20 protein-coding genes are annotated in these 23,721 nt (G+C 71.6%); 1 reads left to right on the forward strand and 19 read right to left on the reverse strand.

Annotation, left to right across the window (positions count from 1 at the left end; genetic code table 11):
- Position 1: 1 nt before the first annotated feature.
- The 19 genes from ABEA67_RS14725 to ABEA67_RS14815 all read right to left on the reverse strand — a co-directional run bounded on the left by ABEA67_RS14725 (position 2) and on the right by ABEA67_RS14815 (position 22,299).
- Complete coding sequence (locus tag ABEA67_RS14725) at positions 2–1,018, reverse strand: pyridoxal phosphate-dependent aminotransferase (RefSeq protein ID WP_345466544.1); 1,017 nt, start codon at positions 1,016–1,018, stop codon at positions 2–4.
- Positions 1,011–1,943: an adenosylcobinamide-phosphate synthase CbiB gene (gene cbiB, locus ABEA67_RS14730; protein ID WP_345466546.1), complete on the reverse strand. Its 933-nt coding sequence runs from the start codon at positions 1,941–1,943 to the stop codon at positions 1,011–1,013. Before cbiB ends, ABEA67_RS14725 begins: the two co-directional genes overlap by 8 nt.
- Positions 1,934–3,274 (reverse strand): cobyrinic acid a,c-diamide synthase CobB, encoded by a 1,341-nt coding sequence (locus ABEA67_RS14735; protein ID WP_345466548.1) that lies wholly within the window; start codon positions 3,272–3,274, stop codon positions 1,934–1,936. The genes cbiB and ABEA67_RS14735 overlap by 10 nt, the downstream gene beginning before the upstream one ends.
- A complete protein-coding gene (locus ABEA67_RS14740; RefSeq protein WP_345466549.1) occupies positions 3,271–4,986 on the reverse strand; it encodes a VWA domain-containing protein in 1,716 nt (571 codons plus the stop codon). Before ABEA67_RS14740 ends, ABEA67_RS14735 begins: the two co-directional genes overlap by 4 nt.
- Positions 4,983–5,771, reverse strand: a complete 789-nt coding sequence (locus tag ABEA67_RS14745) for a class I SAM-dependent methyltransferase (RefSeq protein ID WP_345466551.1) — start codon at positions 5,769–5,771, stop codon at positions 4,983–4,985. The genes ABEA67_RS14740 and ABEA67_RS14745 overlap by 4 nt, the downstream gene beginning before the upstream one ends.
- On the reverse strand, positions 5,768–10,117 hold the full coding sequence (locus ABEA67_RS14750; protein ID WP_345466554.1) for a cobaltochelatase subunit CobN: 4,350 nt from the start codon (positions 10,115–10,117) through the stop codon (positions 5,768–5,770). The genes ABEA67_RS14745 and ABEA67_RS14750 overlap by 4 nt, the downstream gene beginning before the upstream one ends.
- 11 nt (positions 10,118–10,128) lie before the next feature.
- Complete coding sequence (gene bluB, locus ABEA67_RS14755) at positions 10,129–10,767, reverse strand: 5,6-dimethylbenzimidazole synthase (protein ID WP_345466556.1); 639 nt, start codon at positions 10,765–10,767, stop codon at positions 10,129–10,131.
- The gene (locus ABEA67_RS14760) at positions 10,743–11,723 is read right to left on the reverse strand and encodes a HoxN/HupN/NixA family nickel/cobalt transporter (protein ID WP_345466559.1); all 981 of its coding nucleotides are present in this window, start codon (positions 11,721–11,723) and stop codon (positions 10,743–10,745) included. Before ABEA67_RS14760 ends, bluB begins: the two co-directional genes overlap by 25 nt.
- Position 11,724: 1 nt before the next feature.
- Positions 11,725–12,822 carry a CobW family GTP-binding protein gene (locus ABEA67_RS14765; RefSeq protein WP_345466560.1) on the reverse strand — a complete coding sequence of 366 codons (1,098 nt, stop codon included), beginning with the start codon at positions 12,820–12,822 and terminating at the stop codon, positions 11,725–11,727.
- A complete protein-coding gene (cobJ, locus tag ABEA67_RS14770; protein ID WP_345466562.1) occupies positions 12,819–14,372 on the reverse strand; it encodes a precorrin-3B C(17)-methyltransferase in 1,554 nt (517 codons plus the stop codon). Before cobJ ends, ABEA67_RS14765 begins: the two co-directional genes overlap by 4 nt.
- Entirely contained in the window at positions 14,369–15,145 is a 777-nt protein-coding gene (locus ABEA67_RS14775; RefSeq protein ID WP_345466564.1) for a cobalamin biosynthesis protein, read from the reverse strand. The genes cobJ and ABEA67_RS14775 overlap by 4 nt, the downstream gene beginning before the upstream one ends.
- Positions 15,142–15,909 (reverse strand): precorrin-4 C(11)-methyltransferase, encoded by a 768-nt coding sequence (gene cobM, locus ABEA67_RS14780; RefSeq protein ID WP_345466565.1) that lies wholly within the window; start codon positions 15,907–15,909, stop codon positions 15,142–15,144. Before cobM ends, ABEA67_RS14775 begins: the two co-directional genes overlap by 4 nt.
- On the reverse strand, positions 15,906–16,637 hold the full coding sequence (cobI, locus tag ABEA67_RS14785) for a precorrin-2 C(20)-methyltransferase (RefSeq protein WP_345466568.1): 732 nt from the start codon (positions 16,635–16,637) through the stop codon (positions 15,906–15,908). Before cobI ends, cobM begins: the two co-directional genes overlap by 4 nt.
- The gene (gene cbiD / locus ABEA67_RS14790) at positions 16,634–17,758 is read right to left on the reverse strand and encodes a cobalt-precorrin-5B (C(1))-methyltransferase CbiD (protein WP_345466570.1); all 1,125 of its coding nucleotides are present in this window, start codon (positions 17,756–17,758) and stop codon (positions 16,634–16,636) included. The genes cobI and cbiD overlap by 4 nt, the downstream gene beginning before the upstream one ends.
- A gap of 8 nt (positions 17,759–17,766) precedes the next feature.
- Entirely contained in the window at positions 17,767–19,335 is a 1,569-nt protein-coding gene (locus ABEA67_RS14795; RefSeq protein WP_345466571.1) for a precorrin-8X methylmutase, read from the reverse strand.
- Positions 19,332–20,018 (reverse strand): cobalt-precorrin-7 (C(5))-methyltransferase, encoded by a 687-nt coding sequence (locus ABEA67_RS14800; protein WP_345466573.1) that lies wholly within the window; start codon positions 20,016–20,018, stop codon positions 19,332–19,334. The genes ABEA67_RS14795 and ABEA67_RS14800 overlap by 4 nt, the downstream gene beginning before the upstream one ends.
- Before the next feature lie 13 nt (positions 20,019–20,031).
- On the reverse strand, positions 20,032–20,646 hold the full coding sequence (gene cobO, locus ABEA67_RS14805; RefSeq protein ID WP_345466575.1) for a cob(I)yrinic acid a,c-diamide adenosyltransferase: 615 nt from the start codon (positions 20,644–20,646) through the stop codon (positions 20,032–20,034).
- Positions 20,643–21,512: an ABC transporter substrate-binding protein gene (locus ABEA67_RS14810; protein ID WP_345466576.1), complete on the reverse strand. Its 870-nt coding sequence runs from the start codon at positions 21,510–21,512 to the stop codon at positions 20,643–20,645. Before ABEA67_RS14810 ends, cobO begins: the two co-directional genes overlap by 4 nt.
- A 271-nt stretch (positions 21,513–21,783) precedes the next feature.
- Complete coding sequence (locus tag ABEA67_RS14815; protein WP_345466578.1) at positions 21,784–22,299, reverse strand: GNAT family N-acetyltransferase; 516 nt, start codon at positions 22,297–22,299, stop codon at positions 21,784–21,786.
- Between the two features lie 79 nt (positions 22,300–22,378).
- Here ABEA67_RS14815 and ABEA67_RS14820 point away from each other — a divergent pair, with 79 nt between their 5' ends.
- Complete coding sequence (locus ABEA67_RS14820; protein WP_345466580.1) at positions 22,379–23,716, forward strand: MATE family efflux transporter; 1,338 nt, start codon at positions 22,379–22,381, stop codon at positions 23,714–23,716.
- Positions 23,717–23,721 lie beyond the last annotated feature (5 nt).

The raw sequence follows: 23,721 nt of genomic DNA on the forward strand, positions 1-23,721 counted from the left end.
CTTACCCACAGTGTCCTCCCTCCAGCACGGCCCGCACGGCCGCCACCAGCCGCGCATTCTCCCCCGGCAGACGGGTCGAAATGCGGATGCGGTCGGGAAAACCGTAGCTGGTGCAGTCGCGCACCCTTACCCCATGTTCGAGCAGGGCGGCGGTCACGCGCGCCGCGTCCCCGACTTCCAGGGTCAGGTATGGCGTGCTGTGGTGTTCCACTGCCACGAACCGCTGGAGGGCAGCGGCCAGCTCCTGTGCGTCCCGGCGTACCCGCGGCAGCGTCTCCGCCAAGAAGTCCCCCACCTCGGGCAACGCCGCCAGCACCGCTGCCGTACCCGCGGGGAGATGCCACGCGGGCGCGAGGTTGTCCAGCCGCACCACGACCTCCGGTGCGGCCAGGGCATAGGCGGGCCGGGCACCGACCAAGCCGTGTGCCTTGCCCGGCGAGAGCAGGCGGAGGAGGGACGCGGTGCGCGGGAGGCGGTGCGCGGGGAGGAAGGGTGCATACGCCTCGTCCACGATGAGGAGAGCGTTGGTGGTGGCGCAGGTGTCCGCCAGTCGCCCGAGTTCTTCCGGCGTGGACCGCCGCCCGGTGGGGTTGTGGGGGTGGCCGACGTACACCAGGGCCGTGCCAGGGGGAAGCTGCTCCGGAAGGTCCTTGATGACCTCCACCCGTGCCCGCGCTAAAGCGGCCGCGCGGGCGAGTTCCCCGAACGGGGCGTGCAGGCTCAGCAGCGTGCCGCCGGGGGGAAGGAAGGCCCGCACCAGCCGGTGCAGCAGGTCGGACGCGCCCACCGACAGAGCCACCTCGTCCACGTCTACGCCGTGCCAGGCCGCCAGCCGTTCCCGCACCTCGCGGTAGGTCGGGTCGGGGTAGTGGGCGTGGTCGGCCTCCCGCAGTACCCGCACCAGCATGGGATTCGGGCCGTAGGGGTTAGCGTTCACGCTGAAATCCAGCCCCGTGAAGAGCCGGGCGGTCGGCCCACCGTGCGGCGCGCGGGGCAGCAGGGGGGGCAGGTCAGCCACAGCGACTCCGGGAAGGCCACAGCAGGGTGAGGACGGCCAGCGCCAGCGTCAGGCGGGCGAGGCGCAGCGCGCGGGGAAGGTCCGCTGCGGTGGGTTCGCGTCCGCCCACGTTCAGCACATACACGCCCCGCTTGTCCAGCCGCACGCCCAGCGCCCCGGCGAAGGCACTCATGGGATGTCCGGCGTTGGGGCTGGCCGTGTTGCGAGCATCCTGCCGCCAGACCCGGAAGGCACCGGGAGCGTCCAGCCTGGCGGGAAGGGCCGCCAGGAGCGCGCAGAGGGCCGTCAGCCGGGCGGGGGCCAGATTAAGCAGGTCGTCGGCACGGGCGGCCAGCTTCCCGGCGTATTCCAGTTCGGGCGTGCGGTAGCCCCACATGGCGTCGGCGGTGTTGGCGTAGCGGTACAGGGCCGCCAGTGGCAAGCCACCCACCCGGAAGCACAGCAGTGGCGCGACCACACTGTCGCTGAGGTTCTCCGCCAGACTCTCGATGCACGCGCCCGCGACCTCCGCCGCGCTCAGTTCGGACGTGTCCCGGCTGACCAAGTGCCACGCCAGCAACCGCCGCGCCCCCGGCAGGTCGCCCGCCGCGAGGGCCGCATGGACCTCCCCCACCGCCCCGAACAGCGCCCGCCGCGCCAGCAACGGCTTGAGGAGAACGCCCCGCGTCACCCAGCCGCCCGGCAGCCGCGCCGCCAGCATCCCCACTCCGCCCACCAGCCCTGCCCCGACCGCCCAACCCGCCGCACCTTCCCGGAACTGCTCCGCGGGTGTGGTGCCCTCCCAGCGCCCCCGCGCCGCCTTCAGGAAGTTTCCCATCCATACGACGGGATGCCACCGCACCGGAGGTTCCCCCAACCCATCCAGCACCAGCGCCAGCAACACCGCGCACCGCGTCCCGCGCACCGCCTCCCCCCTCACGAACACATCCCCACCACCCGCTCCGCCATCTCCGCCGTCGCGCCCCAGTGCAGGTGGAGGTAGCTCGCCAGCACGTTGCCCCGCGCGTACCCCTCCTCCACCCGCGTGCCCGCCGCGTCGGTCCAGGCGTAGGCGGGGTGCGTGGGGGCGTGGGTCAGCACGCTGTGGTGAAACTCGTGGCCGCGCAGCACCGCACCGGTCGGGGCGAGCGGCGAGTGGCTGAGCGCGGTCGCGTCGCGGTAGCCCAGTGTCAGGCGCGGGGCCATGCGCGTGCGGTAGGGGATGACGCCGCACATCTCGAACAGGCGGCCTCCTTCGTCCTCCAGCGTCTCGCCCAGGTACATCAGGCCGCCGCATTCCCCGACCACGGGACGGCCGGTCGCGGCAAAAGCGCGGAGGGCCGCCCGCAGGGAGCCGTTGGCCGACAGGTCGGCCGCGTGCGCTTCCGGGTAGCCGCCGCCCAGCAGAACGCCGCCCACGTCCGGCGGCAATCCGGCGTCCCGCAATGGGCTGAAGGGCAGGAGTTCCGCGCCCGCGTCCCGCAGGGCGTCCAGCGCGTCGGGGTAGTAGAAGTGAAACGCCTCGTCCAGCGCGTAGGCGATGCGGGCGCGGCGTTCGGGGCGGTGCCGGGCGGGTGCGGGCAGGGGCAACGCGGGCGCGTCCGCTGCCGCCAGCAGCGCGTCCAGCCGCAGGGTCGCGGCGGCTCGCAGCGCGTCCTCTTCATCCCAGCTCGCCTGCTCTGCACTCAGCAGCCCCAGGTGCCGGGCGGGGAGGTGCAGGGTCTGGTCCCGCGCGACGAACCCCAGCACCGGCAGCCCGATTTGCGAGAGGGCCACCTCGCAGAGAGAAGCATGCCGCTCGCCCGCCACGCGGTTGAGAATCACGCCGACCACATTCACGTCTGGCCCGCCCTGCCCCTGACCGAAGGAGCGCAGACCATGCGCCACTGCCGCCACCGTCCGCGCGCTGCCGCCCGCGTCGATGACCAGCACCACCGGGGCTTCCAGCAGGCGGGCGAGGTCGGCGGTGGAGTGGGCGTCGCTGGCGGGGTCGCGGCCGTCATAGAGGCCCATCACGCCTTCCAAGATGCTGATGTCGACCCCCGCCGCGGCACGGGCGAACAGTTCGCGCAGCCGCGTGGGGGGCAGCAGGAACGAGTCGAGGTTGCGGGCGGGATGCCCGGCTGCCCGCGTGAGGTGCGTGGGGTCGAGATAGTCCGGCCCCAGCTTGAAGGGGGCCACCTTCAGCCCGCGCTGCCGCAGCGCCAGGCACAGCAGCGAGGCCACGGTGGTCTTGCCGCTACCCGAATGCGGAGCGGCGAGGACGAGGCGTTTCATCGGTTCCCCTCCAGGGTAGTCAGGTCGGCCCCCAGCACCTCCGCGAGCCGCGCCGCGCGGTTCAACCGGACATGCCCCGTCTCGGTGTCCACGACGAGGGCGAGCACGCCCTGCAGGGCGCGGGCGGCGGCGAGGGCGTCGGCCCAGGCGTCCCCGCCGGGCGTCAACGGCACGTTCGCGCGGCCGTCGGTGAACAGCACGAGCTGGGCGTGCCGCTCCCCGGCCAAGACCTCGGCGGCCAGGTGCAGCGCGTGGGCCAGCGGCGTGCGGCCACCGGTTGGTGCGGCGGTGATGGCGGCTTCGGCGGCGGCAGCGTCGGTCGTGAAGTCCAGGGCCAGCGTGGCTCCCGCCCCCCGGAAGGTCAGCAGGGCCACCCGGTCGCGCCGCCCCTGTTCGGCCAGCACCTCCAACATCGCGCCCTTGACGGCTCCCATCCGTTCGCGGGTGCCCATGCTGCCGCTCGCGTCCGCGACGAACAGCACGCGGCGGCCCGTGACCTCCTCGCGGACGGGGGCGCGAAAGTCCTCACGGGTGAGGGTGACGGTGCCCCCTCCAGCCACCGCCGTGCGCGTCAGGGCGGCGCGCAGGGTGGCGGGCACGGCCAGCGTGGCGGTTTGCGGGTCGGGCACGCTCCGCACCACGCGGCCCGGCCCGCCCTCGCCCCGGCGCGCACCGGGGGCGGGCGCGGGGGGCAGGGTCAGGGGCACGGCATTTGCGGTGGGCGCGAAGACCTCCTCCGGCGTGTCCTGCGGGGCGGGAGGGCCGTTCTGCTCAGGTTGGGGCGGCGTTTCCTCCGGCGAAGGCGGGTCCGCTTCGGGCGGGGGTGCGGGGGGTGGCGGCGGGGGCGGCAGGCGTGGGTCGCGGCGATGCGCCAGAACGAGGGGGGCGACGCGGTGCAGGTCGGCCTCGCGCACTTCCCCCCGGCCTTCCAGCGCGGCCAGGGCGCGGGCGGCGCGGTACAGCACCAGGTCGGCGCGCAAGCTCCGCACACCCGCCCCGGCACTCAGGGCGGCGATGCTGTCCAGCAGGGCATCCGGCACGCGCACACGCGGCAGGCACTGCCGGGCGGCGGCGAGGCGGGCGGCCAGCGCGGCTTCCTCGGCTTCCCAGACGGCGGCAAACCCCGGCGGGTCGGCCTCGAAGGCCATGCGGCGGCGCACGATGTCGGCCCGCTGCACCGGGTCGGCCGGGGCCTGCACGTCCACGCACAGGCCGAAGCGGTCGAGGAATTGCGGGCGCAGCGTGCCTTCCTCGGGGTTCATGCTGCCCACCAGCGCGAGGCGGGCGGGGTATTCGGCGCTCAGGCCGTCGCGCTGCACGCGGTTGACGCCCATCGCGGCCACGTCGAGCAGCACGTCCACCAGGTAGTCGGCCAGCAGGTTCACCTCGTCGATGTACAGCACGCCGCCATCCGCGCCCGCAATCAGGCCGGGCTTCAGCCGCACCTCGCCCCGCAGCGCCGCGTCGAGGTCGAGGGTGCCCACCACGCGGTCCTCGGTCGCGCCCAGCGGCAGGTTCACGAAGGGGGCGGGGCTGCCGTCCGGCGCGGGCGGGAGCAGGGCCGCCAGCCCGCGCGCCGCCGTACTCTTGGCCGCGCCCCGGTCGCCGCGAATCAGCACGCCGCCGATGTCGGGCGAGACGGCCAGCAGGGAGAGGGCCAGCAGCAGCTCCGGTTGGTGGGCCACGGCGGAGAGGGGGTAGAGGGGGGTCATGCGCGGCCCCCCAGCGGCACGTGCAGCACATGCACCGCGAAGGTCCAGCGGTAGCGCCAGCCCTCGCCACAGGGGGTCAGAAAAGGGGCCAAACAGCGCAGCGTTTCGGCTTCCGGCGGCAGCAGGCGGCAGTATTCCAGCAGCGCGGCGGTGGATGGGAAAGTCAGGGTGAGTTCCTCCGGAATGGTGCAGCGTTCACACGGCAGGCCCAGCGCGGCCAGCGCCTCCGCGAGCAGGGTGGCGCGGCGCGGCGGGGTCTGGTCCCTCGCTTCGCGGCGCAAGCGGACATGTGGACTGCCCTCGCCGTCGTCCTCCAGCAGATAGAGGTCACGGCGGGTCAGGGTGAGCAGGCGGCGCAGGGCCGTTTCCAGTTCCGGCTCGTAGGCCAGCGCCCAGGCCACCAGCACCGCGTCGTGCGGGGGCAGGCCAGGGTCGGCGGCAGCCTGGGCGAGACACTGCTCACGCACCTGCACATGCCCCGGCGGGTGCTTGCCTCGCAACTGCTCCAGCATGTGCGGCGAGGGGTCGAGCGCCGTGACTCGCGCCGCCACGTCCGCCAGCGGCAGCAGCAGGCGGCCGGTGCCCGCGCCGACATCCAGCAGGCTCTCCAGGCCAGTCAGCCGGGCGCGCAGCCAGGCCACCGTCTGCGGCAGCGGCGGCATATTGTGGTCGTACTCGGCGGCGTGCCGCGCCCAGAATGCCCGGTCGCGCTCCGGCCGCCAGCGCTCCGAGCGGGCCGCCAGCACCTGCGCCCGCCAGCGGGGAAAGGGGGTGGGCAGGGTCATCCCCCCACCCGCGCCGCTTCGCCGCGGTCCTCCAGCAGTCCCTCGCTCTCCGCGAGCAGGTTCTGTAGGGCGTCCAGCGTCGCCTGCTCGGGTGTCCAGAGGTCGCGGGCGTGGGCTTCGAGCAGCCGCCCGGCAATCGCGTTCAGCGCCCAGGGGTTCGATTCCCGCAGGAACGCCTGATTCTCCGGGTCAAGCGCATACGCCTGCGCCACGCCCTCGTACATGAAGTCATGGGCAATCTGGGCGGTCGCGTCGAAGCCGAAGAGGTAATCCACCGTCGCCGTCTGCTCCAGCCCGCCCTTGTAGCCGTGGCGGCGGATGCCCTCCAGCCATTTGGGGTTGATCACCCGCGAGCGGTACACCCGCAGCGCCTCCTCGCCCAGGTCGCGCACGCGCGCCCGTTCGGGGTTGGCGGTGTCCCCGAAGTAGTGCCGGGGCTGGGTGCCGCTGAGGGAACGCACGGAAGCAATCATGCCGCCGAAGAATTGCAAGTAATCGTCGGAGTCGAAGATGTCGTGTTCGCGGTTGTCCTGGTTGTGCAGCACGAGTTGCGTCTGCGAGAGGCGGGCGCGGAAGTCCTCGCGGGCGTCGGTGCCTGCCTCGGCGGCCGTGTAGGCGTACCCGCCCCAGTTGATGAAGGTGCGGGCGAAGTCGGCCTCGTCCTGCCAGTTCCCCTCGTGAATCAGGTCGAGGATGCCCGCGCCGTAGGTGCCGGGGGCACTGCCGAACAGGCGGTAACTCGCGCGGGCCTGCGCCTCCTCGGGCGGGAGGTCGGCCAGCCGCTCCCGCAGGTCGGTCAGGTAGTGCTTGCGGGGGAAGTTCTGTTCCTCCGGCTCGTCGGCCTGCATGGCGAGGTTCACCGCCTCGTCGAGCAGGGCGATGAGGTGCGGGAAGGCGTCACGGAAAAAGCCGCTCAGGCGCACCGTCACGTCGATGCGGGGGCGGCCCAGTTCCGCGAGGGGAACGAGTTCCACGCCCGTCAGGCGGCGGCTCTGGGGGTGCCAGAGGGGCCGTGCGCCCAGCAGCGCCAGAATCTGCGCCACGTCGTCGCCCTGCGTCCGCATGTTAGAGGTGCCCCATACGCTGATGGCGACGTGTTCGGGGTACGTCCCGGCTTCCTTCAGGTGCCGTTCCAGCACCTCCCGCGCGAGGCTGCTCCCCACCGTCCACGCCGCCTGAGAGGGCAGCGCGCGAGGGTCCACCGCATAGAAGTTGCGCCCGGTGGGCAGGATGTGCGCCAGCCCGCGCGACGGTGCCCCACTCGGCCCGGCAGGCACATACCGCCCGGAGAGGCCCGCGAGCAGGTGAGTGATTTCATCCGTCGTCGCGTCCAGATTCGGTTTCAGGACCCGGCAGGCGTAGGCCAGCGTTTGCGGCAGCGTCCCGTCATCGTCGCGCACCCCCAGCGCGAGGGCCAGCACATCGGGGATGGCGGCGGGGTCGAAGTGCCGCGCCTGCAAGGTCTGGTAGAGGTGCAGGGCGAGTTCGTCGAGGAGTTCGAGGGCGTCGCCGTGCGTGAGGACGGGGCGGCCCGCGAGTGCGTCGAGGTCGGGGCGTGCGTCCAACCGCGTTCCAGGCGAATCCAGCAGGGCGTTCAGGTCCAGCCCCAGCACTGCCGCCAGCCCCGCGTTCATGCCCGGCACGTCTGCGTTCGCCAGCCGGGTCAGGGCGCGAAGCATTTCCGGCAACTGCTCGCCCTCCGGAGCCTGCCCGAAAGTATGCAACCCGTCCCGAATCTGCGCCGCGCCCAGCTCGCACAGATACCCGTCGATGTCTTCGAGCAGGTGCGCCACGTCGGAGCCGTTCATCTCACTCAACGTCACGGGTACGCCTTCCTCGGTGAACTCGTCGTCCCACTCGTGGACGTGGTCGCCGTGGTCGCGCCGGAGCACCGTTCCCAAATCCAGGCCCAGGTCGGTGCCCAGGTTCGCCTGCTGCACCAATTCCCAGATCTGGCCCTGAAGCAGCGGCAGCTTGGAGGGGTCGAGCAGTTCGAGCTGGTAATACTCGTCCACCAGGGCGGCCAGTTCGGCCAGCGGGCCGTAAGTGTCCGCGCGGGTCAGCGGCGGCGGCAGGTGGTCGAGGATGGTCGCGTGGGCGCGGCGCTTGGCCTGCGTACCCTCGCCGGGGTCGTTGATGACGAAGGGGTAAAACAGCGGCAGGTCGCCCAGCAGCGAGTCGGGAAAGCACTTCGCGCTGAGGCCCACGCCCTTACCGGGCAACCATTCCAGCGTGCCGTGCTTGCCCACATGCACCAGCGCGTGCGCGCCGAAGCCCCCCAGCTCCGGCGGCTCGCGCAGCCAGCGGTAGAGGGCGTGATAGTGGTGGGTGGGCGGGAGGTCGGGCGTGTGGTAGATGACGTCGGGGTCCATGCCGTAGCCGCGCGGGGGTTGCAGCGCCACGAACACCTTGCCGAAGTGCAGCCCCGCGAGGGCCAGCGCCCCGTCATGCACATACGCCTCGCCGGGCGGGTTGCCCCACTGCTGGCGCATCCGCCGCTGCTGGCTGTCGGGGAGGTCGGCGAACCAGCGGGCATAGAGGTCGGCCGGGACGTGGGCGGCGGCCTGCGCGAGCTGTGCCGGGGTGAGCTGCGTGGTGTCGTAGGAGGTGCGCTCGATGAGCGCGTGCATCAGTTCATCACTCGTGGCGGGCAGCTCGCCCACGTCGTAGCCCTCCGCCTTCAGCGCGTGGAGGATACGCAGCAGCGACGCCGCCGAGTCCAGCCCCACCGCGTTGCCCACCTGAGACGCCTTCGCGGTGGAATTGGTGAAGACGAAGGCCAGCCGCTTGTCGAAGTTGGGCAGGTGCCGCAGCCGCGCCAGCCGCACGGCGATGCCGGCCAGCCGCACGGTGCGCTCGTGGTCGGCGGCCAGGCGGCGGGCCTCCCCCGCTTCCTGCTCCTTGAAGGCGAAGGGCACGCCAATAATCCGTCCGTCGAACTCCGGCAGGGCGACGTTCATGGCGGTGTCGAGTGGATTGAGGCCCCGCGCACTCGTTTCCCACGGCCCACGCGCCCCGCCGCTGGTGAGGCCCTGCACGACGGGCACGCCGAGGCGTTCCAGCGCGCCGACGTTCGCCCCCGCCGCCGTCACGTCCCCAGCCTGCACGTCGGCCATGGCGAAGGAGAGGGTAGAAATCAGGGCGTCCACCTCGCCGCGCAGCAGGGCGAAGGCTTTGGGGTCCCCGGCCCCGTCCACATCCTTGAGGCTGGTCGTGAACACCGGCAGCGCGTCCGCCCCCGCCTCGTCCAGCGCGGTCACGAGCGCGTCGATAAAGGCCGTGTTGCCGCTGAGCGCGTGGGCGCGGTACAGCAGCACGCCCACGGCGGGACGGCCCGGCGTGCGGAGGCGTTGCCAGTCGGCCAGCGTGGCGTTTTCCGGCAGGTCGGGGTGATAAATCCCGTGCTCAGGCAGGGCCAGTGGGGGCTGCGCGCCGTAGCCGGTCAGGCGCAGTGTGTCGCTGAGGGACAGCAGCAACTCCCGCGTGTTCTGCCAGCCGCTCGCGGCGAGGTAGGCGCGGGCGGTGTCCAGCGTGTGGGCAGGGGCGAGGCTCAGGGCAGCCAGTTCCGCATCGGGTTCGTTCGTGCCGCTGACGAGCAGCAGGTGTTGCCCGGCTTTCCGGGCATGCGAGAGCAGCAGCTCCGCCCCCGGCACCGCCGAGAACTTCCCGTGAATCCGCACCAGCACGACCTCGGCCTGCCCCACCGCCCCCAACAGCAGCGTGCCCATCTGCGTGTCCGACCGGATGCCGCCCAGCGCCACCCCCGTCACCGGGCCGAAATCGGGCGGTAGCGTCTCCTGCGCGGCGCGGAGGTTGAGCAGGTCCGTGTCGGCGTGGGTCAGGAGGGCAAAGCCGGAGAGGGCGGCGGGAGCCTCCGGGGTCGCCAGCGGCAGGGCCACCGCTGCGCCCGGTGCCCCGCCCGCCGCATCCCAGGCGTAATAGTTGAAGGTGTATTCCACCAGTTCCGGGGGCGGGGGCAGGTGGCCGTCGGCCGCCAGCATCGCGTCGATGTAGTCGAAGATGGCCCGCACCAGCCAGGCGTCGTTCACCGAGTGGAACCACACGTCGTGCCCGTCGAAGACGAGGTGGGCGACGTTGGCGAGGGAGCACGGCCCCAGGCAACCGCCCTTGGTGAGGTGGACAGCGTTTCTCATCTTGCGCCGCGTCCACTCCTCCTTGTACACGCCTTCGGGAGCGGCGGGGTAGCCCTTATCCGTGCGCCCGCAGCAGCAGCCGTGAAAGCAGTAGCTCAGGTGCCCGCGCTTGCGGACCACGTTGATGGTGCGGCCGTCGGCGCGGGTGACACGTTGTCTGGAGGTGGGCTGGCGGGAGGTGGGCTTGGTCACGTCAATCTCCTTCAGTCGCGCCAGTCCACGGCCAGGGGACGCGCCCCCGCCCACCCGACGGTCTGGAGCAGCGGTTCTTTGAGGTCCAGGGCCGGAAAGCCGAGGCACAGGTACGCGAGGGGCCGGACGTGGGGCGGCAGGGCGAGGGCTTCGCGCAGAGGCTCCGGTTCCACCAGACTCACCCAGCCCAGGCCCAGCCCCTCGGCGGTCGCGGCCAGCCACGCGAGGGTGATGGCACTGACCACGCTGTATTCCAGCGCGGCGGGCAGGCTGGTCGTGCCCAGCACCGCGTCCGTGGGCGGCACGAAGCTGACCAGCAGGCCCACGGGCGCTTCGCGGATGCCTTCCAGCTTGAGGGTGTCGTACAGCGCGCGGCGCTCACCGCCGAAGCGCTCCCGCTCGCGTGTCCGCACGGCCGTGAAGCTCGCGTGGACCGCTTCCCGCAGTTCGGCGCGGCGGACAACCGTGACGTGCCACGGCTGGCTGAGGGCCACGCTGGGGGCGACGCGAAAGGCGTCCAGCACGCGCTCCAGGGCTTCCGGCGGCACGGGGTCGGGCCGGAAATGGCGGTGGTCACGCCGGGCACGCAGGACGCGCCAGAGGGCCTCGCGGTCGCCGGGGTGCATCAGGCCCGCCGGCCCCGCGTCCAAAGCTGCGCCCCCACGAACAGCACCAGGGCGGCGGCGGCCAGCCCGAAGCCCAGCGGGGACACGTCCACACTCTGGAAGGCGGCCAGGGCGCGGGCGGCGGCCGGGAAGTGTTCCCCCGCCCACTGCGCAAGCGTGACGACCCCGATGACCAGGGCCAGCACCCCGGACAGGCCGGTAATCAGCAGGTTGTAGGTACGCTTGGCCCCCGGCCGGTCCAGCGCCCAGGCGTAGGCATGGGTCATGAACGCGCCGTTGAGGGTGTCGAAGAGGGTCATGCCCGCGCCGAACAGCAGCGGCAGGGCCAGAATGGCTGTCCAGGTCAGCCCCTGCTGCCCCGCCTGCCCCGCGAGTGCCAGCAGGGCAATCTCGCTGGCAGTGTCGAAGCCCAGGCCCATCAGGAAGCCCAGCGGGAAGACGTGCCACTGCCGGTTCACCAGGCGGGTCAGGGGGGCCAGCAGCCGGGCCAGCAGGCCGCCGTGGTGATGCCCCTCCGGCTCCCCGCGCCCCATGCGCCAGACGGCGTGCAGGTTAAAGGCCGCGACCAGCAGCAGGTACGCCCCCGCCACGAAGGGGCCGACCCAGCCCCCGAACAGGCCGATATCCTCCTGCGCGCCCAGCAGCGCCTTGCCCACGACGGCCGCCACGAGCGCCATCAGCAGCACCACGCTGGAATGCCCCAGGCTGAAGAACAGCCCGACCCCATGCGCGGGGCGGCCCAGCGTGAGGAGCTTGCGCACGGTGTTGTCGATGACGGCGATGTGGTCGGCGTCCCAGGCATGGCGCATCCCGAACAGGTAGGCGGTCAGGCCCAGCCCCCACACCAGGGGATTCTGGAGCGCGGAGGGGACCAGCAGCGAGAGCGCCAGCAGGTGCAGGCCCAGCACGCCCAGCAGGTAGGGCGCGCTGCGGGTGAGGGTCGCGCGGGCCGTGACGGGGGAGGCGGTGGGCACGCTCACGCTAGGCCCACCGTTGCGGCAGCGCCTTTTGCAGCGCCTCGATGACCTTCTTGCGGCTGACGTGATAGCCGATGAAAACCAGTTCGTTGGGCGCGTCCGCCTTCGCGGGAGCGGGCTGCGCTTCCACCCGCGAGCGCACCGCCTGCACCGCGTGCCGGGTGCCGTCCTCGCCCTGCACGAAGCCCTTCACGCGCAGCACCGGGAAGACGCGGGCCACGTTCTGCACCGTCCGTACCAGTTCGGGCACGTTCTGCACGTCGTCACTGGTGAGGCGGAAGGACTGCCAGCCGGGGTCGTGTTCGTGGAAGTGCTGGTGGGTGCTGAGGCTGTGGACGTGGGCATCGAGGTCGCCGTGCGAGTGGCCGTCCAGGGTGCTGTGGTCGTGGAGCGGCTGCGCGAGGTCGCCGGGCGTGCCGCTGACGGGCGCGTGGTGCGCGGCGCTGCGGCGGCTCCCGTGCAGGTTCAGGCCGAGCGTGAGCTGCGTGTCCAGCCGCGCCTCGTAGGCCAGTTCCAGAAAGCGCACGCGGGGGGCGCGGTGCCGCACGTCCGCCTCGGCCTGAAGCAAATCCGCGTCGTTCAGGCCGTCAATCTTGTTCAGCACGGCCACATCGGCATATTCGAGTTGCGCGTCGAACACGCGGGCCGCGCTGCGGGCAGCCTCGTCGCCCGCGTCCGCGCCGAAGGCCCCGGCCAGCAGCAGCGGCGTGTCCACCACGACCAGGGTGGCGTCCAGCACGAAGTCGGCGGCGAACTCCGGCTCCTGCAGCGTGACCATCACGGCGGTGGGCACGGCCAGGCCGCTCGTCTCGATAAGCACGTGGTCGAAGGTGTGGCGGCGCTCCAGCAGGGCGCGCAACGTGCGGCGGAAGGCGTCGCCCTCGCCGCCGTAGGCCAGCAGGCCGCCGTGAACGTCGTGCAGTTCCACGCCGTCCTCGCGGGTTTCGAGCAGCGGACCGTCGATGCTGACCTCCCCGAACTCGTTGACGATGAGGGCCAGGGTGCGGTCGTGCGTCTGGCTGAGCAGGTTGCCCAGCAGCGTGGTCTTGCCGCTGCCCAGAAAACCGCTGACGAGGGTGACGGGCGTCTTGGGAGAGGTCATGCAAGCTCCTTGGAAAGAGTGTTCAGGGCGTCCAGCAGCGCACCTGCGGTGGCAAAGGCACCGGGCACGGGCGGCGGGCGGCGCACCACGATGAGGGGCAGGCCCAGCTCGCGGGCCGCCTCGCGTTTGGCCCCGAAGCCCCCCGCGTCGCCGCTTTCCTTGGTGACGACTGCGCCGATATTCCAGGCCCGCCACTGCGCCGCGTTGAACTCGCGGGAAAAGGGGCCAATCATCGCGCAGATGCGGGCGGCGGGGATGCCGAGTTCCCCAGCGCGGCGCAGCACGTCGGGCTGCGGGGTGAGACGCACGAAGACCTCCGCCCCGGGGGCGGCGTGCAGGAAGGCTTCCAGGTCCTTGCTGCCGGTGGCGAGGAAGACCCGGCCATAAGCAAGGGCAGCCCGCGCGGCTTCCTCGAAGGAGTCCACCAGAATCAGCCCGCTCGTGTCTTCGGGCAGGCCGCTGGGCCGCTCATAGCGCAGGTAGGGCACGCCCAGCTCGCCCGTCAGCTCCCGCAGTTGCGCGGTGATGGCCTGCGCGTAGGGGTGGGTGGCGTCCACCACGGCGCGGGCCGAACGCAGGGCGCGGCGGCGGGCCTCCACACCGGGCTGGCCGCTGTAGAGGTGCAGGTTCGGGTGCGTCGGGGCCACCTGTGCCCCCAGGTCGGAAGCCACACTCAGCGTGACCGGCTGGCCCGTTTCAGCCAGGCGCAGCGCGAGCGCGTTGCCGTCGCGGGTGCCGCTGTAGACCCAGACAGTGCCTTCGGGTTGGGGCGCGGCCACGCTCTCCCCCGCCCGCTCCGGCTGCCAGTCGTTGTAGCCGCGCGGGGTGTACATCCAGCGGCCTTTCCGGGTGGTAAAGCGGTTGCCGATGACGATGGTAGTGAGCATGTCGAACTCGTCGCCCAGCAAGGCCTCCAGGGTGGTGACGCGCACCTCCTGGCCCTCGCGGTAGGCGTTGCGGACCACGCCGCAGACGGTGTCGGGGCGCTTGTGTTCCAGCATCAGGCGCAGCACGCGGTAGACGCCCTCGCGCCGGGATTTGCTCTGCACGTTGTACAGCACGGCGGCGAGGTCGGCCTGGGCGATGTGGCTCGCCCGCTGCTCAATCCACTCCCAGGGGCATAGCAGGTCCGAGAGGCTCAGCGTGGCGAAATCGTGCGTGAGGGGCGATCCCAGCAGGCTGGCGCAGGCGGTGGCGCTGGTGATGCCGGGAATCACCTCCACGCCGAAGGGGGGGTCTTCGGGCAGGTCCTCGAAGACCAGGCCCGCCATCGCGTACACGCCGATATCGCCGGAGCTGACGAGGGCCACCCGCTTCCCCTCCGCCGCCTTCTGAATCGCCAGTTCTGCCCGGTACTTTTCCTGCGTCAGCGGTGGCGTCAGGAGTTCCTGCGTGGTCAGCAGCGGGCGCACCCAGGTCAGGTAGAGGTCGTAGGCGACAATCACGTCGGCCTGCGTCAGCGCCTGCCGGGCACGCTCGGGCACCAGCGACAGGTCGCCCGGCCCCACGGAAACGAGGCTGAGATGTCCGGTGCGGTGTGGACTCGTCATAACTTCTCCTCGAAAACAGCCGCGCCCCGGTCCTCCACCACGGCGACAGTCACGCCGTTCAGGGCGGTCTTGGGCACGGTTAGCCGCCCGCGCGGGCTGGCGAGCAGGGCGCAGGGTTCGCAGACGCCGCTCAGGCCCACGCTTTGCTGCACCCACTCGCTGTGCCGCGTCACGAAGGGGCGGGCCTCCAGGTCGGCGGCGGCGAAAATCCGCAGCGGCAGGCCGTGGCGTTCGCAGAAGGCGAGCAGGCCCGCCTCGTTCGCCTTGAGGTCCACTGTGGCGACCTCGCGCACGTCCGTCAGGGAGTGCTCTCCCAGGGCGTGTGCCACGGCGGCGGCAATCTGTTCCTCGCTCACGCCCCGGCGGCAGCCGATGCCCAGGGTGAGGGGCTTCACGGCCTCGGTCGCGGTGGTCACGACGGGCACGGCCCCGGTCAGGCGGGCCACCCGGTAGGCCAGGGCATTCGCGCCGCCCTCGTGCCCGCCCAGCAGCGCGACGGCGAAGCGGGCGGCGTCGTCCAGGACCACCACTGCGGGGTCAGTCAGCTTGCTGTGCGGCAGCCCCGACACGAAGCGGGTGGCGATGCCCGCCGCGCCGATAAAGACCCAGGCGCGGGCGGTGTGGAAGGCAGCGCGGAAAGCGTCCCTCTGCCGTCCGGCGTCCTGCCAGGGGCGGTGCAGGGCCGCTCCCAACTCATCCGCCAGCCGCCCGGCCAGCCCCTCCGACTCGCGGCGGACGGGCCAGACGGCCAGGCTCTGCGGGGCCGCCGTCACGCCCCCTCCTTCTCCGCGCGGCGGAAGCGGTGGGCATAGGCCGGGTCGTAGAGGCGGCTGCTGGTGTCGGGGTCGGAGAGGGCGGGACTCACAATCAGCATGGTGGTCAGCGCCCACTCGCTGACGCGGATTTCGGAGAGCAGGCGCTCCAGTGTGCTGACGTGCTGGCGCTCGTCGGGCTGGGTGGCGCGCTGCACCAGGGCCACCGGCGTCTCGGGCGGGTAGGCGGTGAGCAGGTCCGCCACGATTTGCGGAAGCTGGTTGCCCCCCAGGAACAGGCACAGACTGGCCCCGTGCGCCGCGAGACTGGGCAGGTTCTCCCGCTCGGGAACAGGACTTGCCCGACCCGACACCCGCGTCAGGATGACCGTCTGGGTGACGTTGGGACGGGTGAGTTCCGCACCCAGCACGGCCGCGCTCGCAGTAAAGCTGCTCACGCCGGGCACCACCTCGTAGGGAATATCCAGTTCGCGCAGTGCCCGCATCTGCTCGGCGGTCGCGCCGTAGATGGCCGGGTCGCCGGAATGCACGCGAGCCACGTTCAATCCCTCTGCCTGAGCGCGGCGGTATAGGGCCATCTGCTCGTCAAGGTGCATGCCCGCTGTGTTGAACGTCTCGGCCTCCGGGTGCGCGTGTTCCAGCACGGCCTCGGGCACCAGCGACCCGGCGTAGAGAATCAGGCGGCATTCGCCTAGCAACCGCGCACCGCGCAGCGTGATGAGGTCGGGGGCACCGGGACCAGCGCCGATGAAATAAACCTTCAAGCAAACCTCCGGGGAGCCTCGCGGCGAATCAGGACGACGCTCAGGTAGCCCAGGCGTCCGGGGTCGGGGGCGGGCGCGAGCGAGGGCAGAACAACTTCCCCGTCCAGCCCCAGGCGGTGCGCGAGGGCGCAGTGTTCCGCGATGCCCAGTTCGGTCAGCAGCGCCAGCACGTCCGCCATGCGCCGCCCCACCTTCATCAGGGCCACCACGTCGTGCGAGAGGATGTCGGCGCGCAGGGCCGCCATGTCGTCGGGGCAGGGCAGGATGAGCACCCGCTCCTTGCCCTCGCCCAGCGAGAAACCGGTGAGGGCGGCGGCGGTGGCATAACTGGTCACGCCGGGGAACACGCGGCGCGGGAGGTCAGGGGCCTCGCGGGTCAGGGCCGCCACCAGGTAGCCCAGCGTGCTGTACGTCATCGCGTCCCCGATGGTCAGGTAGGCGATGCTGCGCCCGGCCCACTGGTGGGCGGCGATTTCGCGGGCCAGGGCCGCGTAATGCTCCCCGATGCGGGCGTCGTCGCCGTCCATCAGGAACTCCACCTCGCGCACCCGCTCGCGGGGAAAGGGCAGGCCGTCCAGCGCCGCGAGGGCCACCGAATCGGGCGAAACGCGGGAGCGGGGGGCGTAGATGAGGTCGGCGGTCTGAAGAATCTCCAGCGCGGCGACGGGCAGCAGACCGTAAGGGCCAGGGCCGACGCCGAGGCCGTAAAAGGTGCCGGGCGTGGTCACGCCTCCGCCTCCCCCAGCCCGGTGCCGTCCAGCGCAAAGAGGGCCACCCGGACGCGACCTACGCCGGGGGTACGCTCGTGCAGGGTTTGGGCGACCTGCCGCGCCGCCTCCTGCCAGACTTCCGCGCCGCGCCCGTGGCCGGCCAGAAGCGCCACGCAGGCGTCCACCGTGTTGGCGTCGGCCAGCGCCCGCACCGTTTCCCCGTCCACCCCCAGCCCCGCCGCCACCCGCGCCAGCGCGTTCATCGCCATGCCGCTGTGCCGGCTGTGGGTGTTCCAGTCGCCGTTGAGGACCTTGGCGAGCTTGCCAGGATGCCCGGCGACGAGCAGCAGCGGCAGTGGGTGCCCGGTTTCCTCCAGCGCCCCTTGCAGCGCGTCCAGCGCCGTCCCCACGAAGTTGCTCATCTGCACGATGGCCTGCGGGGGCACGTTCAGGGTGTCCCGCGCGTAGTCGCGGCCCAGCTTGCCGGGCGTGAAGACCACGGCGTCCGGGCGGGCGTGGACGGCCACGCGGGCGTAGACCTCCACCGACGCCGCGTAGGCTTCCAGGCTCATCGGTTCCACGATGCCGGTGGTGCCCAGGATGGAGATGCCGCCCAGGATGCCCAGCCGGGGGTTGAAGGTCTTGCGGGCGATGGCCTCGCCGTTCACGCAGCCCACCGTCACCGCGAAGCCCTCCTGCCCCGCGAGGTCGAGCGCCGCCCGCCGCAGCATCTCGCGCGGTACCGGGTTGATGGCCGGCTCGCCCACCGGCACGCGGATGCCGGGGGCGGTGACGGTGCCCACGCCCTCTCCGGCGTGGAAGGTCATGTGCCCGCTGCCGTTCGGCGTGACCGTCACCCACAGGGTCGCGCCGTGGGTGGCGTCGGGGTCGTCGCCGCCGTCCTTGACGACCTCGGCGTAAGCTCCGGCGTCGGTGAGGCGGACCTGCTGCACGGGGATGTCCAGCCGCAGGTCGTCCGGGAGGCGGATGGTCACGCGCTCGGGCGTCTCGCCGCGCAGCAAGAGGTGCAGCGCCGCCGCGAGGGCCGCCGTCGCCGCGCTGCCGGTGGTAAAGCCCCGCTTCAACCCGTTGGGTGCGGGCAGCGAGAGGTCGAGGCGCTGGGGCGGCGTCGGCGTCATGGCGAGGCTCACCCGTCTGTCCCGGCGGGAGCGGCGGCAACGGCGGCGAGGCGATTCTGGGCCTCAATCATCAGCGCGTTCACCACGCTGCTGGCCCAGGGGCTGCCCCCCCGCGTGCCCGCGTTGGTGAGGCGCGGCACGCTGAGGCAGGCGCGCAGGGCCGCCTTGCTCTCGCGGGTGCCCACGAAGCCCACCGGCAGGCCAACCACCAGACCCGGCCGCCAGTGCCGCTCCCGAATCAGGCGCACCGTCTCGAAAATCGCGGTGGGGGCGTCCCCGATGGCGACGATGCAGTCGTTGCCGAACTTCTCGTAGGCGCGGCGGATTCCGGCGGCGGAGCGGGTGATACCCGCCTCGCGACTCAGCAGGTGCGTTTCGGGGTCGTGGACGCCGCACCACACCGACACGTTCAGCGTCCGCAGCACCTCGCGCTTGAGGCCGCTCTGCACCATCGTCACGTCGGTCACGACGGTCAATCCGCGCAGAATCGCCATCACACCCGCCTCGGTCGCGCCGGGCGAGAAGTACAGGTCATCTACGATGTCGGGGGTGCCCGCCGTATGGACGAGGCGCTGCATCGCGTAGCGGTCGGCGGGGTTGACGGTAGACCAATCCCGCAGCGTCTCGATGATGTCGAAGGACTGGCGCTCGATGGGGTGCGGTTCGTAGGGGGCGATGGTTTTGCGTTCCGGGGCCTCTCCCCCGGCCAGCAGCCCGCGCACCGCCCCGTGGTGCCCCACCTGCGGCGCACCCACCTGCGCCTCGTAGCCGACCACGCCCACGCGGTACTTGCACAGCGAGCAGTTCATGTGGCCCTGGCCCTGCACGCCCTCGCGCGCTCGTTCCAGAAAGACCTGCGCGACCTTCTCGTGCGGCCCCAGGTGCCCGGCGGTCAGGAACTCGGTGCCGGGCCAGCGTTGGGCGGCGGCGGCCACCGCCTCGCGCACCCGGCGGGCCAGCACCCCGTCGAACAGCAGGTAGGGCAGCACCACCACCCGCGCGAAGCCCAGGCGGGCGGCGCGGGCGAGGCCGGTGGGCAGGTCGGGTTTCGCCGTCCCGCTGTAGCAGACCAGGCTCGCGCCGTAGCCCAGGCCCTCCTCCAGAAAGCGGGCGAGCTTGTGAACGTCGCCGTTCGCATCGGGGTCAGTGGTGCCGCGCCCCACCAGCAGCAACAGCGTTTCGTCGCGGCGGACTTCGCGCTCGGCTGCCGCCTCGGCCTCAATCAGACGCTCGCGGCAGACTTCCAGCAGGGCCGGGTGCAGGTCCATCGCCGCACCGTAGTGGAAGGTCACGTCGGGGAACTCCTGGCGCAGCGCGTTCAGTTCGCTGGGCAGGTCGTTCTTGGCGTGGGTGGCGGCCAGCAGCACGCCGGGCACCAACACCACTTCGCGTGCCCCCGCTGCCACTGCCTCCCGCGCGGCCTCGTCGAGGGTGGGCGCGTTGAACTCCAGAAAGCCGTGGGTGATGACCCGGTCCGGATCGAGCGCCCGCACCCGCGCGGCGAGCTGCTCGAACTGCGCGGCACTCGCGGGGTCACGGCTGCCGTGCGCGGCCAGCACGATGGCATAGTCGTTCACGCCTCGCCCTCCAAACCCGTCAGCATCGGCGTCAGCGCGCGAATCAGCAGGATGCTCATGTCGGAGAAGTCGTGGCCCTCCAGCTCGGCCAGGGTGCCGGTCCATTCCGCCTCGGCGCGGGAGAGGTTCTCCCAGACCTCGACTTTGTGCGCCGGACTCGCGCCGTGGGCGAGCAGGTACGCCGCCACGTCCTTCGGCATGAAGTCCCACGGGCGCGGAATCACGATGGCGTTGCGCCCGGCGTGCAGCACGTCGCGCAGGTGCGTCTTGAAGGGCGTCAGGTCGCCCCGGCGGTGAAAGGTCAGAAAGGTGGTCTCATCGAAGCACACGCGGCCCTTGCTGGCGAGCATCTGCGCGCTGGAGATGCCCGGCACCGTCTCCACCGGATGTCCGCAGGCCGTCTCCACCCGCTCCAGAAATTGAAAGCCGCTGAAGTGGATGTCCCCCATGAACACCACCACGCAGTTTTTCCCGGCGTGGTGCAGCTCGGCCACCTCGGCCAGTTTCGCCACCTGGTCGCGGTAGCCCATCGTGACCACCTGCTGTTCCGCCAGCAGCAGGGGCCGCACCACATCCACCACGGCGTCGAAGCCCGCGACCACATCGGCGTTGGAGACGAGTTCCGCCCCCCGGCGCGTCAGAAAGTCGAGGTGGCCGGGACCCGCACCGATACAGACAATCATCGCGTCCTCCCCATCAGTGCTCAATCCCCGGCTGCGCGCCGATGCCCGCCTCGTAGGCGTGCTTGACGGGCTGAATCTCGCTCACGGTATCGGCCAGCGCCACGAGTTCGGGCAGGGCGTCGCGGCCAGTGATGACCACGTGGAGTTTCGGGTCGCGTGCCTTCAGGGTCGCCTCCACGTCGGGCCAGGGGACCCAGCCGTACTTGAGGGCGTAGGTGAACTCGTCCAGCACGATGAGGTCGTACTCGCCGGACTGAATCGCCGCCTTCGCCAGTTCCCAGCCGTGGGCGGCCAGGCTCGCGGAGTTTTCCAGGTCGCGCGAGCGCCAGGTGAAGCCGTCGCCCAGGCCCTCGTAGGGGATGCCCAGCAGGTCGAGGGTGCGGTGTTCCCCGAACTTGGCCTTCTCGTGCTTGAGAAACTGGAACATGCGGACCTTCAGGCCCCGCCCGTGCGCCCGCAGCATCAGCCCCAGCGCGGCGGTCGTCTTGCCCTTGCCCTTGCCGGTGTTGACGATAAGGAGGCCCCGGCGGCCCCGGCTCAGGTCCTCGCGTTTCTGGTGGCTGTCGCGCGCCTCCGCCAGTTCGCGCATGGCGGCCTCGCGGCGTGCTTGCGTCGCGTCGTCCGTCATTTCAGCGCCTCCGGGTGCAGCCAGCGAATCAGGGCGCGCAGGGCGGCGGGCAGCCGGGGACCGGGGCGCGAGAGGGCATCACGTTCCTCGGGCGTGGGCATATACACGCGCCCCGCCTTCACTGCCTGAAGGCCCTGCCAGCCGGGGCGCTTGCGGGCGTCGTCCAGGCCCAGGCCAATCATCGTCTGGGGGTTGGCCTTGACAATCAGTTCGGGGTCCAGCTTGGGAAAGTCCCCGAGCCGCGCGGGCACGATGGTCTGCCCGCCCGCCTTGGTCAGCAGCGTGCCGATGAAGGAGTTCGGGCCGACGCTGTAGGGGGCGGGGTCCACCTCGTAGTAGGTGCTGACTTTCGGCAGGCCCACCACGCTCTTTTGCAGCGCGTTCAGCTCCGAGCGCATCGATGTAATGAGGCGCGTGGCCCCCGCCTCATGGTTGGTGAGCTTGCCCAGCACGGCGATTTTCTCGAAGACCTCGTTGTAGGTCTGGGCGGTGCCGCCGTACACGGTCAGGCCCGCCGCCGCCAGCTTCTCGGTGAGGCGCGACCCCGCCGACTCGTCGGCCAGCACCAGAGCGGGCTTGAGGGCCAGGATGGCTTCCAGGTTGGGCTGGTACGCACTGCCCATCTTGGGAAGTTTGTCGGTGACGTTTTTGGGATAGTTGCTGAAACGGTCCACCGCCACCAGCTTGTCCCCCGCCCCGAGGGCAATCAGCGTCTCGGTGTGGCTGGGCAGCATGGCGATGATGCGCTTCGGCTCGGCCTTCAGCGTGACGGTGCGGCCCAGATCGTCGGTGACGGTGAGGGGGTATTTCGTGGCGGCGGCGCTGGAAAGCAGCGCGAGGGCCGTGAGCAGGGCGAGGTGACGCATGAAAGGCTCCGCGGCGTGCATGGAGGCGGCAGCAGGAGGGGGCGCACAGCGAAAAACCCACTCCAGCCGGGGCCAGAGCGGGTGCAGCGGTGTCAGCGTGCAAAGCTCGGTGCGTGGCCCTCTGACGGCGAGAGGTGCCCCGCCACGCGGGCAGGGCGTCCCTGAGGGGCATTCGGGCTTACAGACCGGGCCTGCATACCGTTGCGCGACAGCGCCGGATTCTCACCGGACTTCCCCGCTCCCAGGTGGGAACAGGGTAGCAGAAGTGCGCCTATGGCTGACCCGACTGGCCTTCCCCATTCAGTCCGGGGGTCAGCCATTCCAGCCGCATCTCCACCGCGTCGATGCCCGGCGCGAAGCCGTCCGGCGTCACGTTCAGGGGGCGGAAGCCCTGGCGGGCGTAATAGGGCGCAGTGAACTGGCTGGTGGAGAGCCGCACCTCGCGCACGTGGGGCGCGTGGGCACGTAGCCAGCCCAGGCGGGCCTGAAGCAACTGCGTCCCCAGACCGCGGCGATGAAGATTCTGGGCCACCATGCCCCACGTCAGGCCGCTGCTGTCCGGCGGCAGGGGAACACCTCCCGAACATGCCGGATAGGCGTCCGGGGCCAGCGCGACCCCACCACAGGCCACGACGCGCCCTTCCTCCTCCAGCACGAAATACCGGCCACTGCCCTTCAGGAGAAAGCGTTCAAAGGCGGCGCGTTCTTCCGGGGCAAAGAAACTGGGTGTGTTGCTGTCAAACAGCGCGAGACAAGCCTCGAAATCCTCCTGCCGGTAGGGACGCACGTGCGGAGTTTAGGGGATGGCCCCAGGGAGGTTACCCGGAGCCACTCCCCCTCGACCCCGGGGTGCTAGCGTGCCGCTCGTGTCTGCCGACTCCCCCGCCCAGGGCACCCCGCCGCAGGGCAGCACCCGCGAACTGCTGCGGCTGGCCTGGCCCCTGATGCTCTCCAACCTCGCCTACACGGCGGTCGGCCTGACCGACACCCTGCTGATGGGCCGTCTGGGCGTGCTGGAGGTCGGCGCGGTGGGCTTTGCCAACATCTGCCTGCTGACGCTGGTGCTGCTGTTTCGCGGGAGCCTGAACACTGCCGCAACCTTCGTGGCCCGCAGTCTGGGCGCAGGGGACCCGGCGGGCGTGCGCCGCTGGGCCAGCGTGTTCCTGAGCTGCGGGCTGGTGGGCCTGCCGCTGGCCCTGGTCGGCCCCGCGCTGCTGGACGGGCTGTTCGCGCTGCTGCGGCCGGGGCCGGACATCACCGCGGTGGCGCGCACCTACGCCCATATCCGCGTGTGGGAGATTCCAGCGATGCTGCTGGGCAACGCCGCCCTCTCGGTGATGGTGGGCCTGGGCAACACCCGCACGCCCATGCAACTCGCCTGGCTGGTGATGGTGGTCAACGCGGCGCTGGCGGTGCTGTTCATCTTCGGGTTCGGGTGGGGGGTGACGGGCGCGGCGTGGGCCGCCGTGGTGGCGGTGAGCCTCCAGAACGGGCTGGCGCTGGGGCTGCTGGGCCGCCTGCACGGGCCGCGCTTCGGGCCGTTCGGGCTGGTGCGGCCCGCCCGCGGGGAACTGGCGCGGCTGGCGCGGGTCAGCCTGCCCGCCGGCGTCACCGAACTGGCGGAGGTGGGGGCCTTCACGGTCTTTCAGGGCATCATTTCGCGGCTGGGGGCGGTGGAACTCGCCGCGTCGCAGATTGCCAACCAGCTCGCCAGCCTGGGGTTCCTGCCCGCCTTCGCGCTGGCGTCGGCGACCGGGAGCCTGCTGTCGCGGGCGCTGGGGGCGGGTCGCCCGGACATCGCCGCCCGCATCGGCTGGCGGGGGGCCGGGATTGCCGCCGCGCTGATGGGCGTGCTGGCGCTCCTCTTCGTGGCGCTGCCGGGGGCACTCATCGGCCTCTTTAACCGCGATCCGGAGGTGCTGGCGGTGGGCCGCACCGTCCTGGCCGTCATGGCCGCCTATCAGGTCTTCGACGGTGTGGCGATTGTGCTGGGCGGGGCGCTGGGCGGCGCGGGCGACACGCGCTTCCGCCTCCTCGTGACCCTGGCCGGGGCGTGGCTGGTGATGGTGCTGGGAGCCGCATGGCTGGCCCCGCGCGCGGGCGTGACGGGCGCGTGGGGGTCGGCGCTGGTCTTTATCGCGCTCGCGGCGGTGGCGTATGCGTGGCGCTTCGCGTCGGGGCGGTGGCGGGGGGTGAGGTTGTGAGGGGC

This window comes from Deinococcus carri (genome assembly GCF_039545055.1).
In the GTDB taxonomy this organism is placed as follows: Bacteria; Deinococcota; Deinococci; order Deinococcales; family Deinococcaceae; genus Deinococcus; species Deinococcus carri.